Source organism: Vibrio sp. R12-SW3-ISO1 (assembly GCF_059834005.1).
Genome location: NZ_JCBDGK010000006.1, coordinates 56,039 through 70,591, shown reverse-complemented (window position 1 = coordinate 70,591; position 14,553 = coordinate 56,039). Strand labels below are relative to the sequence as shown.

At 51.4% G+C, this 14,553-nt stretch carries 12 protein-coding genes; 2 read left to right on the top strand and 10 right to left on the bottom strand.

The genetic code is table 11. The annotated features are described in order from the left end of the window. Positions 1–1,335, top strand: a complete 1,335-nt coding sequence (locus AC6R0R_RS01735; protein ID WP_500625475.1) for a ferredoxin reductase family protein — start codon at positions 1–3, stop codon at positions 1,333–1,335. Here AC6R0R_RS01735 and AC6R0R_RS01730 read toward each other — a convergent pair. The 9 genes from AC6R0R_RS01730 to ectA all read right to left on the bottom strand — a co-directional run bounded on the left by AC6R0R_RS01730 (position 1,332) and on the right by ectA (position 12,973). After that, positions 1,332–2,591 (bottom strand): sensor histidine kinase, encoded by a 1,260-nt coding sequence (locus AC6R0R_RS01730; RefSeq protein WP_500625474.1) that lies wholly within the window; start codon positions 2,589–2,591, stop codon positions 1,332–1,334. The genes AC6R0R_RS01735 and AC6R0R_RS01730 overlap by 4 nt on opposite strands. Beyond that, positions 2,582–3,277, bottom strand: coding sequence for a response regulator transcription factor (locus tag AC6R0R_RS01725; RefSeq protein ID WP_500625473.1), 696 nt, complete (start codon positions 3,275–3,277; stop codon positions 2,582–2,584). Before AC6R0R_RS01725 ends, AC6R0R_RS01730 begins: the two co-directional genes overlap by 10 nt. Before the next feature lie 64 nt (positions 3,278–3,341). Next, positions 3,342–6,491 (bottom strand): efflux RND transporter permease subunit, encoded by a 3,150-nt coding sequence (locus AC6R0R_RS01720; RefSeq protein WP_500625472.1) that lies wholly within the window; start codon positions 6,489–6,491, stop codon positions 3,342–3,344. Next, positions 6,488–7,684, bottom strand: coding sequence for an efflux RND transporter periplasmic adaptor subunit (locus AC6R0R_RS01715; RefSeq protein ID WP_500625471.1), 1,197 nt, complete (start codon positions 7,682–7,684; stop codon positions 6,488–6,490). The genes AC6R0R_RS01720 and AC6R0R_RS01715 overlap by 4 nt, the downstream gene beginning before the upstream one ends. Then, positions 7,684–9,057, bottom strand: a complete 1,374-nt coding sequence (locus AC6R0R_RS01710) for a TolC family protein (RefSeq protein ID WP_500625470.1) — start codon at positions 9,055–9,057, stop codon at positions 7,684–7,686. Before AC6R0R_RS01710 ends, AC6R0R_RS01715 begins: the two co-directional genes overlap by 1 nt. A 114-nt stretch (positions 9,058–9,171) precedes the next feature. Continuing rightward, positions 9,172–10,608 (bottom strand): aspartate kinase, encoded by a 1,437-nt coding sequence (locus AC6R0R_RS01705; RefSeq protein WP_334553273.1) that lies wholly within the window; start codon positions 10,606–10,608, stop codon positions 9,172–9,174. A 61-nt stretch (positions 10,609–10,669) separates the two neighbouring features. Further along, entirely contained in the window at positions 10,670–11,056 is a 387-nt protein-coding gene (locus AC6R0R_RS01700) for an ectoine synthase (RefSeq protein WP_334553271.1), read from the bottom strand. Positions 11,057–11,121: 65 nt separating this feature from the next. After that, positions 11,122–12,387 carry a diaminobutyrate--2-oxoglutarate transaminase gene (gene ectB, locus AC6R0R_RS01695; protein ID WP_500625469.1) on the bottom strand — a complete coding sequence of 422 codons (1,266 nt, stop codon included), beginning with the start codon at positions 12,385–12,387 and terminating at the stop codon, positions 11,122–11,124. A gap of 28 nt (positions 12,388–12,415) precedes the next feature. After that, a complete protein-coding gene (gene ectA / locus AC6R0R_RS01690; protein WP_500625468.1) occupies positions 12,416–12,973 on the bottom strand; it encodes a diaminobutyrate acetyltransferase in 558 nt (185 codons plus the stop codon). Between the two features lie 272 nt (positions 12,974–13,245). Here ectA and AC6R0R_RS01685 point away from each other — a divergent pair, with 272 nt between their 5' ends. Further along, complete coding sequence (locus AC6R0R_RS01685) at positions 13,246–14,067, top strand: tetratricopeptide repeat protein (protein ID WP_420378219.1); 822 nt, start codon at positions 13,246–13,248, stop codon at positions 14,065–14,067. Here the strand turns inward: AC6R0R_RS01685 and gloA2 are convergent. Continuing rightward, a complete protein-coding gene (gene gloA2 / locus AC6R0R_RS01680) occupies positions 14,064–14,450 on the bottom strand; it encodes an SMU1112c/YaeR family gloxylase I-like metalloprotein (protein WP_500625467.1) in 387 nt (128 codons plus the stop codon). The genes AC6R0R_RS01685 and gloA2 overlap by 4 nt on opposite strands. Between the last annotated feature and the right edge of the window lie 103 nt (positions 14,451–14,553).

The window sequence follows — 14,553 nt, the reverse complement described above, 5'->3', positions numbered from 1 at the left end:
ATGAAACGGGTTCTCGTCGGCATCGCAATGATGACTGCTCTCGTGACGGGGCTATGGCTATTCGCTGAGCCGTCACTATTGGGTTCATCGCTTATATTTCAATGGCGCTCGGCACTGATTCAGTACTCAGGCATTGTCGCTATCATGTTGATGTCTCTCACCATGGTATTGGCACTGCGCCTAGATTGGGTTGAACAGGTCACGCAAGGGTTAGACAAATCTTACCGACTTCACAAGTGGACGGGGATCGCGGGTGGCGTACTGGCTATCATCCATTGGCTCTTCTATCACCTTCCTATTCAATTGGTCAGTGCAGGGATTCTCACTGCGCCGCAACGCTTTTCTGGCCGTGGGCCTGCGCACCTTGGTAACGACCTACTCTCAAGCTGGATTCTTGAACTTCGTTCAACCGGTCTCGCTTTAGGTGAGTGGGGATTTTATCTGTTGATTGCCTTGATTGCGCTCTCGCTCTGGACCGCCCTCCGCTATCGCCCATTTCGCGTCTCACATAAATTGATGGCTGTGGCCTATTTGATGGTCGCCGCACACTCTGCCCTGCTGCTCAAACACAGCTATTGGGGCACGCCAATTTACTTTCTCACCATGGCATTCATCGTGATTGGCGTCTTGGCAGCGTTATACTGTTTGCTGGGGTTGATCGGACGTTACCATCAATATGATGCGCGGATTAGCCGCGTTCAATATCACCCTCTGAGCCGCATTTTAGATCTTGAACTGCATATGCCCACCTCTTGGCCCGGTCATCGCTGTGGACAGTACGCTTATCTTCAATTTGGCCATGAAGATCCCCATCCGTTTACGCTAGTGTCTGGCTGCAAAGGGGATAAAGTGCGATTTCTTATCAAAGAGTTAGGCGATTTCACTACTGGGCTAAATCAGCGGGTTAACCTAGGAGATTCGGTTCGCGTCGAAGGGCCGTATGGGCATTTTTCACTCCATCAATCTAGCCCACAAATTTGGATCGCTGGCGGTGTCGGCGTGGCACCCTTTGTGGCGGCTTTACACGGTTATGCCGAGCAGCCACCACGCTATCCGGTCTTCTTTTTCTTCAGTTGTCGCGGAGTGGATACGGCCATTCTCCAAGAATTGCATCAACTTGCGACACGCAGTGGGGTGACGTTGGAGATTGTCGATACGCGATACCAACCGCGCCTCACCATCGAAGGCTTGGCGCAGCGCTTTGTGCATTTAGACCACTACGATGTCTATTTCTGCGGGCCAGAGTCGATGTCTGCTCAGCTTAAAAATGATCTTAAACGCCATCGTTTCGATACCGCGCATCACTATCACGAAGAGATGTATGCGATGCGTTAGCCACCAAATCGTACCGTCACCACTCGCCCGTTCGCGGTGACGGTATTGCAATAAGACCAACCTTGCTGCTTAACCAGCCTATCGGTGAGTTCCAGTCCTAGCCCAAAGCCTAGATCGCTGTCTTTCTCCTGGTCAGTGTCATTGTGGTTTTCAATCACCAATGTGTCACCCGTTTGCGAGATGACCACTTGGCCTTTCTGCGTGTGTTGGAAGGCATTACGCACTAAGTTCGTGATGACGATACGCGTCAGGCCACTGGGCAGTGTCATCTGAGTATCGTCGGTCGACTCAGCAACGGTGACCGCTTTGCCATGCAGTAAATAGTTGAGCTCCTGACGGATCTGCATCACTAACTGGCCGATGGCGAACGAGGTGCTCGGTAAGGCTTTCTCCTCACGACGATTGAGCCACAGTAGGGTTTCGGTGAGATCGGTCATGGTCAGCGAAGCACGCTCAATGCGCGCCAATACTTCACGCTGCTTGGCGGGCTCAACCTGACGCTCGATCATTTTGCCCAGCAGCTCGGTATTGGTTCGCGTAACCGCAATCGGCGTGCGTAGCTCATGGCTGGCATAGCCAAGAAAACGCTTTTCACGCTCGACACTGGCTTGTACCGAGCGCAAGCTCGACTGAATCATCTCGGCGAGCGTATTAAGCTCTCGGTAGTGAAAATTGGGTATCGCCGCATCCAGCTTATCTTCATCCAGCGATTTCGCCCATGCGCCCAACTGTTCAACAGGTGCCGACACATTACGAATAATCATCAGCAACACCACGGAAAAAAGCGCTATCGCACCAACCGCGGTAAAAACGATATAGAAAAATGGCGGCAGCTCATCACGGCTCATCGGCGTGGTGCGATCACGCTCGCCTATCTCTATAGCGGCAAAACGGCGCTCGCCATCGTGCTCAAGCTGCATGACAAAGTAGCCTTTCTTCGGCGGACTGAGTAAGGGAATGCCTTCGATGTGTTTGAGTAGGCGGCCATCGGCCAAATCCTCTTGATCAAAATGCTGCGTGATACGGGTGGGTAAGTCTTGCCATCGCTTCGCAACCAAGAGGTCATCTTGCTGTGTGACCTGACCCGGCGCAACGTCGAGATGAAACGCTTGAGAATGGACAAAGCCGCGCATGGCCTCATCCATCCCTGAGAAAAAGTAGCTCACCGCAACGCCTGACATCCCGACAATCGCGCTACTGCCCATCGCCACCATCGCCAACACAAAATAGAGCCGTAGACTGCGCCTTAATCGCATACTCGCTCCTCACGTTTAAGCGCAAAGCCTCGCCCCACAAGAGTCTGTATCCGTTTGATTCCACTTTGGCCATCCACCGCCTTGCGAAGGTGGTACATGTGCACTTTCAAGCTGTTGCTGTCGGGCTGTTCATCCCCCCAGACGCTCTGCACCAGTTTGTCTCTCGAGACACTGTTTGGACTGGCGCGCAGTAACGTTTCCAGCAGTTTGTAGCCTATCGGTGTCAGTTTCATCTCCTGCCCATCGCAGGTCGCGGTTTGTGTGGTGAGATCGAGTTCGACTCCTTCCGCACTCAGTAGCGTCACTTGCCCACTGCGCCGACGCGAAAGCACTTGCGCGCGAACGATCAACTCCTCCATCGCAAACGGTTTAATGAGGTAGTCGTCCGCCCCTGCGGAAAAGCCCCCCAGTTTGTCGTCCAAGGTGTCTCGTGCCGTCAGCATGAGAACCGGCACATCAAGGCCACTGGCGCGCAGTTTCGCGCACACTTCTAGGCCATCCATTTTGGGCAAATTTAAATCGAGGATCACCACATCGTAGCGCTGATTTTGTATCAGGCTGAGCCCCGCCACACCATTCGCCGCGTGGTCACACTCAATGCCCTCTAGCGCGAGGTAGTCGATAACCGCAGTGGCCAAATCGAGATCGTCTTCCACCAGTAAACACTGTAAATGGTCGCTTTTCATGCTCTCCTCCACACCCACCATCGATGTTCATTCTTTACATAATAAGGGCTTAGACAATCATAGCCTAGTTCACTTGTTGAGTAACTCGACGTCCCGCTCCACTGATGCGCTGCTTGAGTGCCAACAAGAGCGCTCTGACATCCTGATCAATCATCAACAGCGATGGCGTTAAGATCAAAGTGATCAAAGTAGCAAACAAGATGCCGTAACCCAGCGCTGCGGCAGCAGGGATCAAAAATTGCGCTTGCATCGATGTCTCACTCAACAGCGGCGCAAGACCGGCAAACGTGGTCACGGATGTGAGCAGCACCGCTCTCAGTCGACCTGAACATGCCTGTTCAATCGCTTCTGATACCGACAGTTTGGCCTCTTTGACCAGCTCATTGTAACGAGAAACGAGGAGCAAGCTGTCGTTAACCACGACGCCACTCAGTGCCAACACCCCATTCAGTGACAAGATGCTGATGGTCAAATCGTTCCACCAGTGACCCAAGATAGCGCCAACAATCCCAAACGGAATAGCGACCATGATGATCAAGGGCTGAACGTACGACTTGAGTGGAATCGCAAGCAGCGCAAAAATGATGATCAGAGCCAACACGAACGTGGACTCCATTGAGTCGGTGGACTCCTTTTGCTGCTCAGCTTCACCGGTAAAATCGATTTTCAGCGTCGGATAATCCGCTTTCAGTGTCTTCACCAAGGTGTTTTCAAGTTGTGCGACTAACTCATTCGAGGCGAGGATATCTTTGTCCACCGAGGCACTGACATACACCGCACGTAAGTTGTCGATACGGGTGATCTCTGACGGCTGATAATCCGAGTACACCTTCGCCACCGCCGACAAGGGCACCACAGTACCATCGCTGGTTCGCACGCTTGATTGCGCGATGTCCGCTAGCGTTTGACGCTCACCCTCGGGGTAACGGACCCGGACTTTGACTTCGTCTTTGCCCCGCTGAAAACGCTGTACAATGTCGCCACCAAACGATTGTAAGACTTGCTGAGACAGGCTGGCGGTATCCATGCCCATTGCACGGCCTTGCTCTGTCAGTTCGAATCGATACTGCGGCTCACCTAAATCGAGGTTGTCATCAATACCACTCACCCCGTCAATCGATTGAAGTGCAGCTTTCATTCGGTTCCCGGCATCAGTCACAATCTCGTCGCTACTCGCTTTGAGTTCGACTTTAAAGTTGTCCACCATCTCCTGGTGAGAGCGAATGCTGAGCTTTTTAACCCCTTCCATGTTACCCGACATCGCCAGCCATGCATCAGCAAACTCATCAATGTTATACGGCGCCTCTGGCGCTAGTTCCACTTGGATAGAGCCTGAGCGGTCGGCCGTGGCCGACACCTGTAGACTGGCAATCGCCGACGTGTCGCTCTCGCCCCGCAATTGGGCATCCACCGTAAGCGCATGGCGCTCGAGGGTCAGTAAATTGGTTTCGGTTTGACCAAAACTGACATCGTTGTACATCGACATTTGAGCCGAGACGGTGTCGCCAGCGATGTCTGGAAAAAACGCAACGCGCACGGCGCCGGTGAGCGGCATACCAATCACTAAAATGAATAACGCCAAAAAGCTGAGTACGACGGCATAGCGAAATTGCAGTGCGATTTTAATCAGCGGCTTATACACACGTTGGTTGAAGCCGTTTAACCCTTTCTCCGCGCCGCTCTGAATGCGGTTCCAAATCCCTTTGTTGTCTTTCCGGTGAGTGTCAATATGCGCTAGGTGCGCCGGTAGAATGAACTTAGACTCCACCAATGAGAGCAATAAACAGATGGTCACCACGATGGCAAATTGCGCATAAATTTTGCCCATGTTGCCATCAATGGCGGCAATCGACAAAAAGGCAGCCACGGTGGTCAAAACCCCAAAGACGGTCGGCGCCGCCACTTTGAGCGTGCCTTTAATGGTGCTCTCTATGGTGTCCCCCTCAGCTCGGCGGGTCGCGTAAATGCTCTCGCCCACGACCACCGCATCATCCACAACGATGCCGAGCGCCATGATGAAACCAAAGGTGGTCATCTCGTTGATGGTCAGCCCAACGAAGGAGTCGGTCATAAAAAACAAGGTGCCAAAGAAGACAAAGGGCAAACAAGCTGCGACCCAAAATGCCACGCGCAGGTTAAGAAACAGCGCCAACACAATAAACACCATCGCAATACCGGTGAGCGCGTTGGTGGCAAGCAGTGATAGACGCTCTTTGATCATGGTACTTTTGTCATACCAAGTTTCCATGTCGACATTGTCAGGCAATACGTTACTTGCTCGCCACTGCTCAACCACCTGTTTGGCCTGCTCAACAATGTTGACCACATCACTGCTGTCATCCATCAAAATCTGGATGCCGATGGCATTTTGCTGGTTATAACGGGACAACGAGTAGCTATCTTCTTCGAACGTGTCGCTGACCGTGGCAATATCACCAAGTAGAATCTGTGCGCCTGACTGAGTTGTAATGATGGGAATTTGGCGAAAATCTTCCACTTGATACGCTTGCTCTGACGCTTTGAGGCGCACGGTTTTTTCGCTGTTGCGCAGGCTGGTCGAAATGGCCGTCGCGCTTTCTGCGTTGATGGCATCCGAGACATCCGTAAGTGATAAGCCATAGGCCTGCAAAGCCTGCTCATCCACCTCCACCGAAATCATCCGCTCTAGCTCTGCATTGATAGAGAGATCGCTGATCGCACTCTCACTCAACAAATCGGATTTCAGATCTTGAGCCAAGGTCTGCAATGTCGATCGGTCCGCATCGCCATACAGTTGCACCCAAATAGCATGATCCTGACGACGTGCTTTTTCGATGACCGGATTGTCCGCTTCCGCTGGCCAGTTGTTGATGGCATCCACTTCGTTTTTGACATCCGTCAGCAAGGTATCCAGATCGTAACTGCTCTCTTTTTCAATCGACACATAGCTGCCAGTCGAATCCGACGTAGAGGTAATGCGTTTGATGCCCGGCACGGTTTCCAGCGCTTCTTCAATTTTTATCGCGATCCCTTCTTCCGCCTGAACCGGATCGCCACTGTCATAGCTGACAGCAACACTGACCACATCAGGTTCAAGAGTAGGGAATGCCTCTTTACGCAACGAACTGACGGAAAACAATCCCACGATGATGACACCCATCATCAATAAGTTTGCCGCCACTGGGTTGCGAGCAAACCACGCAATCACACCCGTAGAGTGATTCGACTGACTCATGATTTGCCCTCCTCATTGGCCAACACTTTCATGCCGACTTGAAAACTGCTCAACGGACGCATCACCACTTGAGCCGCTTCTTCGCTCAGCGGATCAATATAGACGAAATTGTTGCGCTCAAATCGCTTAGTTGCGGCGGCTTTGACCAAGCTGCCTTGTTGGTTGACCATCCAGACTTCCCCTTGCTGCGAATACGCAGATGCAGGAATTTGCCAAAGGTTATCGACCTCAGGCCCAGTTAAAGTAGCTTTGACAAATGTACCCGGGTACAGAGGAGACGCCTGCTCAAGAGGACGTTCCACGACCGCAATCACTGAACGCTGGCGCGTGGTCTCTGTGATATGTTGGTTAGCGCGATCCACGCGCGCTTGCCATTGGTGTTGGCTTTGACTGTCCGTCAACGTAACGTGCCACTGTGTGACATCACTCTGGCGGTCTGCTTGTAAGGTCAACCACTGTTGCTCCGACAAGGCTAACTCGACTTCAACACGATCCACGCTGTAGAGCGTCGCAATGCTATCGCCAGTCGAGACATAGCTGCCCGGCTGAATAGAGCGGGCCACAATCAGCGCATCAAATGGGGCTCGAATGCGGGTGTCCTCGAGATCTTTTTTCGCAGCCGTGAGGGCTTTTTCTGCGTTATCCAATGCCGCTTTAGCACTCTCGAGTTGGGGTTCACGTAGCACCAAGGTGGAACTTGGTTCACCGGATAATCCAGAACGTTGCCACTCTGACTTGGCTTGTTCACCTTCACGCTGCTCTTCTAGGTAGGCAAGCTTTGCCGCCGCGACGTCCGCTTCTGCGCTCGCGACCGCTTGCTGGTATTGCGTATTATCCAGCGTGGCAAGGACCTGACCTTTTTTCACCACTTTCCCCGTTTCAAAATCATCAGCCAAGCTCACCACGCGGCCATTGACCTCACTGGTGAAACTGAGGTTGTATCTCGGCTGCGCCTCTGCATAGCTGGTGATTTGCGCCTGATAGCGGTGGGCTTGAGTGGTCTGTACCGCAACTTGTGACAGCACGCGACTGGCCGATGCGCTTTGCTCTGGTTGTACCCTTTGCGCTTCCTGCGCGGGGTTCTCTCCAGGGCCTTTGGGCGGCGCCAGTTGGCTTCCATTGTAGGCAACAGCGGCAAAAATCGAACCCGCGGCAACCAACGTCACGGCTAGGGTCAGTGCATTTTTTTTCATCAAGATACTCCTAGGCCTAGCGCGAGGCCCAAATCAATTCGGTTTAACAATCGCTGGTAAGTGGCGCTCGTGAGTTGCGCTTCGATGTCGTAGGCTTGCTGCTGAACAGTGAGAAGGTCAAAAATATCCACCAGCCCCTCTCGATACTTTTGTTCATAACTTTCAACGCTGCGGCGCGCGCTCTGTAACGCGCTCTCGAGATGTTGCTGCTGCTTCTCCAAAGCATGTTCTTGGCCGACAGCGGTTTCTACTTCACTTACGGCATCAAGGAGTGTCTGTTGGTAAACCCAGTAGGTTTGCTCGGTGGTCAGCTCGGCCAACTCCGCTTGAGACTTCAACTTACCACCTTGAAAAAGCGGCGCTGAAATCTGCCCCAACACGCTCCACACAGGGTTGGTGAGTAGCGCCTCACTCGGGGTTTGCGCTAGGTCGGTCAAACTGGCTGAAAGACTAAATGAGGGCAACATCGCTTTGTAAGCGGCATCGGTGCGCAGTGCTTCCGCTTCAATGTTGTAAAAGGCTTGCTGTAAATCAGGTCGACCAGCCATGTTTTGTACACCCAGACTGTCGAGCGGATTGAGCACCGTCGCAAATACCGCCGGCACTTCGTCCCCGCTCAATTGAGGGGCACGCAGCCCAGTGAGCAGTGCTAAGTTGCGCTGACTTTGGGCCAGGTTCTCTCGATATTCCGCCACGGTCGCGCGCGTGGAAGAGGAGTTGGTTTTTGCACTGTCGAGCTCTTCTAGACTGCCTAGCCCAACTTTGTAGCGCTCTAGCACCAGCACTTCGTTGTTTTCGAGAATGTCCAAGCGTCGCTGCTCTATATCCAACAGTTGTTTATTGACGCTGATTTCAAGCCAGCCCCGCATCACGTTGGCCGCAAGCAGATCTTTTGCCGCCTGCAAGCTCGCCTGTGTGGCGGCGATGTCTTTCTGCGCGGCGGCGCTGCTATCCGCCAATTGACGCCAGATATCCAGCTCCCAACTGACATTAAGCTCACCCGTGTAGCTCTCATCACTGCCTTCTGTTTGCTCACCAGACAACCCAGCACTCAGTGTCGGCCATTGGTCCGCCGCGGTGATACCGTGCTGCGCATACGCCATTTTCAGGGCGACAATACTTTGTTGAAGGCTGGGATTATTCTCCATCGCCGCCGCTAAATAGGGCGCTAGCGCTGGAATGTTCACCAAATCGGTGATCGCCTGCAAAGGCTCATCACTTGGTGACTGTTCATCCACCAACTTGCTGACTAGCTGTTCAATGGCCAGCTCATTGCTGATTTGCGCTTGGTCTACGTAATCGGTGCGATTGCCTGAGCTGCAGCCCAGAAGGCTCACCACGACAAGGCTGATTAAGGTTGCTCGAAAGGTCATGCTTACATCTCTCCCATCTGATAACGGTAAGAGTAAACAAGGTGGGGTTAAGAGAGGGTTAAGATACAAAAAGAGCAGGCGATGCCTGCTCGATAGGGGAAGGTGAGACTTAGATTACGCCACTTTCGTGTCGCGGGGAGCCATACCTTGTAGCTGGTTGTCGAAAAACTCTTCGTGCAAGGCACAAATCGCCGCTTTGTACTCCTTGTCACTGACGACAAACTGCACGTTTACGTTGCGCATCGATGAGTGCAAAGCATAAGGCGTAATGTCAGCGTTCATGAGGGCGCTCACCCCTTTCGCTAACGCTTTGTTGGTATCGATTTGCGAACCAATCACCGAAATCAGCGCCACCATGCGGCCTTTGATTTCTGAATTCGGATAGCGTTTTTCCGCTTTGTACAACACCTTGTTCAGGCTGTCGCTGTTGCCGCCCAAATAATAGGTAATAGAGTTGGCGTTCATCTCTTTACCAATCAAGCTGACATGGGCATCCGAAATGATCTCCATCAGCTCGTAGCTGAAGTTGTCCGCTTCGCCGACCATGGATTGGTCAAAGAGATGCAGCGCAAAGACCTTCTGCTTACCGGCGATAATTTCCACTTTGTCCGCCGTTGGCTGGAACTGGTTAGAAATCAGAGTGCCACGATGCTCGGGCTCAAACGTGTTCTTTATTTGCAGCTCGATACCACTTTCACGCAGCCCTGCCGCAGCGTTCGGGTGAATGGCTTCCATCCCGAGACTTGCCAACTGATCCGCCACGTCATAGTTAGTGTGCCCAATGGGCAACACTTTCTCAGGACCAACGACGCGAGGGTCCGCCGAGCTAAGGTGATACTCTTTGTGGATAATGGCGAGATCCGCATTGGTCAGTGTGGCGATGCGGCTAAACGTCATCTCGCTGTAGCCACGATCAAAGGTCGACATCAGGCCGTCTTTACATGACGCATAACCCGTTACGATGGGGAGCTCTTGGCTGACATCAATCTCTTTAAAGGCGTTGAGGATATTCTCATCCAAGCTCTCGACTTTGTCAGAGCTCCAGCCTGAGAGGTCAACAAAACGCGCTTCAATGCCCATATTTTTCAGTTTTAACGCCGTGTTAAATGCACTGTGCGCTTCACCTATTGACGCCAAAAATTCACGTACTTGAGGCAAGTAGTGGCGCAAAGTGAACTGGCCGTATTGGCACGTTTCCAGAATATTTGAGATGCAGTTGCGCGCCTCAGAAATACGCGAGCGGATGAACTTGTCCGCGCGCATTCGGTTCATTGGGTCGGCAAACATATGCTCGTTGGTCAGCAGCATGCGCTGCTCAACCTCTGCCAGTGCATCGCTCCAGCTGTCATCGCGTTTCGCGATCAGCTGATACACCCCAGGTTTGCTGGTCTTTTTACACTCCAGCAGCGCATCCGTGATGCCGCCATACGCGGACACCACAAACACTCGATTATAGAGGTTGTCCCGGTTGGGACGCAGGATAATGTTTTCTAGCACGGCATCAAATGCCGTCATTGAGGTACCGCCGATTTTCTCTACGGTATAAGTCATAATATCGCCTTTCGTTCGATTTAATGGTTAGGATTAGGTGCGTTGTTCCTGCTCATTGCCCCTAATCTGCGATGGGATAGACCCCTTTTTCATCGTGCACTTCTGCGCCTGTCAGTGGCGGGTTGAAGACACAGGCCATCACCATGTCGGCCCCTTTGTAGGCGCGCAGGTAATGCTCATCGTGCTTATCGAGGATGTACAATGTACCCGGCTCAATGTGGTATGTCTTACCACCGACGACTTCAATTTCACCTTTACCGCTCATGCAGTAGACAGACTCTAGATGATTTTTGTAGTGGATGTGCGTTTCGCTGTCTTCGTAAATCGTCGTGATGTGGAAAGAAAAGCCCATGTTGTCGTCTTTGAGCAACATACGCACGCTTTCCCAATTATCCGTCGCGATACGACGTTCACTATCACGACATTCGTCTAAGGTTCTGACTATCATTCTCTGTTCCTTTTCATTTTCTTTTTCTGCCAACCGAATGGGGTCGGTACGACGTTGTTTTGAGCTTAAGACGCTTGCTTAAACTGCTTGACCGCGACTCGTTGAACCGCCTCTTCAAAGATGCGTAGACCTTGTTCTAGTTCTTCTTCTGTGATGGTCAGCGGGCAGAAAAACTTCACCACTTCATCGTCAGGCCCTGCTGTCTCGATCACCATGCCAAGCTCAAAACAGTGCTTCGCAATGTCGCTGGCAATGTCGCCGTTGACACACTCAATACCCTGCATCATGCCGCGACCTTTCACTTGCTCAAACAAGTTAGGGTGACGCTTCAAGCTGCGAGTAGTCACTTGCGTCACTTTGTCGGCGCAGTTTTTCACGTGGGCTTCAAACTGTGGATCGGCCCAGTAGGTCTCAAGCGCTTTCGCTGCGGTGACGAAGGCATGGTTGTTACCTCTAAACGTACCGTTGTGCTCACCAGGCTTCCAAATATCCAGTTCCGGACGCAGCAACACGACGGCCATCGGTAAGCCGTAACCACCAATCGACTTCGAGAGCGTCACGATATCTGGGGTGATCCCCGCAGGTTCGAAACTAAAGAAGGTGCCCGTACGGCCACAGCCCGCTTGAATATCATCAACAATCAAGAGAATGCCGTTGGCTTTACACAGTGCGTCGAGTTTTTGTAGCCAAGCGTTAGAGGCCACATTCAACCCCCCTTCACCCTGTACGGTTTCAAGCAGTACAGCGGCAGGTTTGTCCATACCGCTTGAGTTATCTTGCAGCATGGTTTCAAACAGTTTTAAGCCATCAATATCGGCATAACCATCAAACGGAATACGCGTCACTTGGCTCTGCATTTGGCCCATTTCTTGGCGGTGATGCTGGTTACCCGTTGCAGCTAGTGCGCCAGCAGTACAGCCATGAAAACCATTGGTAAAGGCGACAATCGAGCTACGTCCTGTCACTTTACGCGCCAATTTAAGCGCGGCTTCTACCGCGTTTGTGCCCGTTGGGCCAGTAAACTGCAGCTTATAGTTGAGTTCACGCGGCGCAAGGATGATGCGATTAAACGCGTCAAGAAACGCCGCTTTGGCGGTGGAGTGCATGTCTAAACCATGCGTGATGCCATCAGATTCGATGTACTCCAACAAGGCCATTTTTAGTACCGGGTTGTTGTGGCCATAGTTCAATGAGCCCGCACCGGCTAAGAAATCGAGATAGCGCTCGCCCCCTTCAGTTTCTAGCCAGCAACCTTTGGCTTTGGTGAATACCACCGGAAAGTTGTTTGAATATGAACGTACTTTTGATTCTTGCTTATTAAAAATATCCATAATAAGACCGTTTGGGTTCCTCAATTATTTATTGGGACGAGTGTGCGTGAGCACGAGAAAGTGGGATGCGATACAAATACTCAGTATCGTGCTCCCCTTTAAAATGGGTGTTTTGGTCCAAGAAAACCGAAACCTCACCGCGCTTGCCATGACGTTTGTCCAGCTTTTCGAACAACATCCACGACGCCGTATTGTTCTTTGTTATCGTCGTTTCTATCGCGTTGATGTCGGACAAGGTGTCACGAGCGAGCAGGCGGTCTAACATTTTCGAAGCGATGCCTTTACCTCGGTGATCGCTCGATACCGCCACTTGCCAAACAAACAGCACATCTGGCTGTTGTGGCTTGCGGTAGGCAGAGATAAATCCAGCCACCTCATCATCAATCTCAACCAAAATGCAGGTGTCCGCAAAGTGGGTAGACTGAAGAAAGTTACAGTACGAAGAGTTAACATCCAGTGGCGGACAATCTTTGATGAGTTGGAAAATCTGGTCGCCATCGGTATCACTCGGCTCTCTAAACCGCCACGTTGGGCGTTGGGGTTGTGTAATTTCCGGATACATAACCCAGGGCGCTGACGTAATCATGTGCAGATACATTTCCTTTGAACTCTAATTAAATTCGCCATCATTATGAGCAAAATCCGCCACCAAAAATCAAATCTGACGCCGAATCAACCGCATTTTTGTGATAAAGGTCACACAATTAACAATTGCACATAAAGTTTAACAATGGTTAGTGCACTAAATTATTTCATTCAGAGTATCATGTCGCGCGCGTCTATGATTAACTATGCTTATATTTATCCTAAGTGACTCGATTGGAACCCCCGATGATTCGAACCCTAATTAGTTTTCTCATGCTCCTCTCACTGAGTTTCCCTACCCTCGCGGAGCAAGAAAAATACTCCGACTCCGAGATGCTCGATCGCCCGCTAATGGAGCGCTATATCCTCGATGAGCTCAAAGCTCTGCGCCAAGATCAACAAGATTTAGAGCGCCGCTTGGTGGTTCAAATTACCGACCGAGAACTCGAAGTGGCCGACAAATCCCTCAACTACGCCAACGTCACCGTGACCTACTTTTTCTACATCATCGCCGGTGTCGCGTCGTTGATTGCCTTTGTTGGTTGGCAATCTCTGCGAGAGTTCAAGCACAACACCAAAGACATGGCCGATAAACGACTCGATGCGATTGCCAAAGAGTACGAGAAGAAATTCAGTGCATTGGAACGCGATCTAAAACGTAAGACGCGCGTGATCAGTGAAAACAACAAAGAGATTGAAAAGATTAATGAAATCCACAACTTATGGCTAAGGGCGCAAAGTATGCCGACCGCCGAGCAGCGAATTGATGTGTATGATGAGATCTTGACCATGCGACCGGGCGATCTTGAAGCGCTGACCTACAAGGCAGATGCAGCGATGGAAATTCGCGAGTACCACTGGGCGTTGAGTCTGTGTAATCGTGTCCTTAACCTCGACAACAATAATGGCCCTGCACTCTATCAGCGTGCTTGTGCCTACTCTCGTTTGGGGATTGAAGAGCAGGCAATTCTGGATCTGGAATTGGCGATTGAATCAAGTCCTTCGATTCGAGAATTGATCAATACGGAGCCGGATTTGGAGGGGCTACATGGCAACCCACGCTTTGATGCCCTGCTCCTCGATGAGCACCACTAAGCTTGATAGATTTCCAGCGGTAAACCATCGGGATCTTGAAAGAATGTGAAGGCTTTACCTGTGAACTCATCCACTCGGATGGGTTCCACCTCTACCCCTTGCTCTGTTAAATATTGCCCATACGCCTCAACGTCATCCACGACAAAGGCTAAATGACGCAATCCACGCGCTTCAGGTCGGGTTGGTCTTTCAGGCGGTGACGGAAAGGAAAAGAGCTCAATTTGACCACCACCAGGCAAAGCCAAATCCAGTTTGTAGGAGGCTCTTTCCGCTCGATAGTTTTCCGCGATCACTTCAAATCCTAACACCTGTGTGTAGAACGCTTTCGACGTCGAATAGTCAGAGCAGATAATGGCGACATGGTGGAACCCTTTGATAGACATCAGTCATTTTTCCTTATTTTTTCAGTGTCCTAGAAAGATTATGGACGATTGCGTCCAAAGTGATTGGACAGGATGACACTTTTTCCATTCATAGACCGCGCTT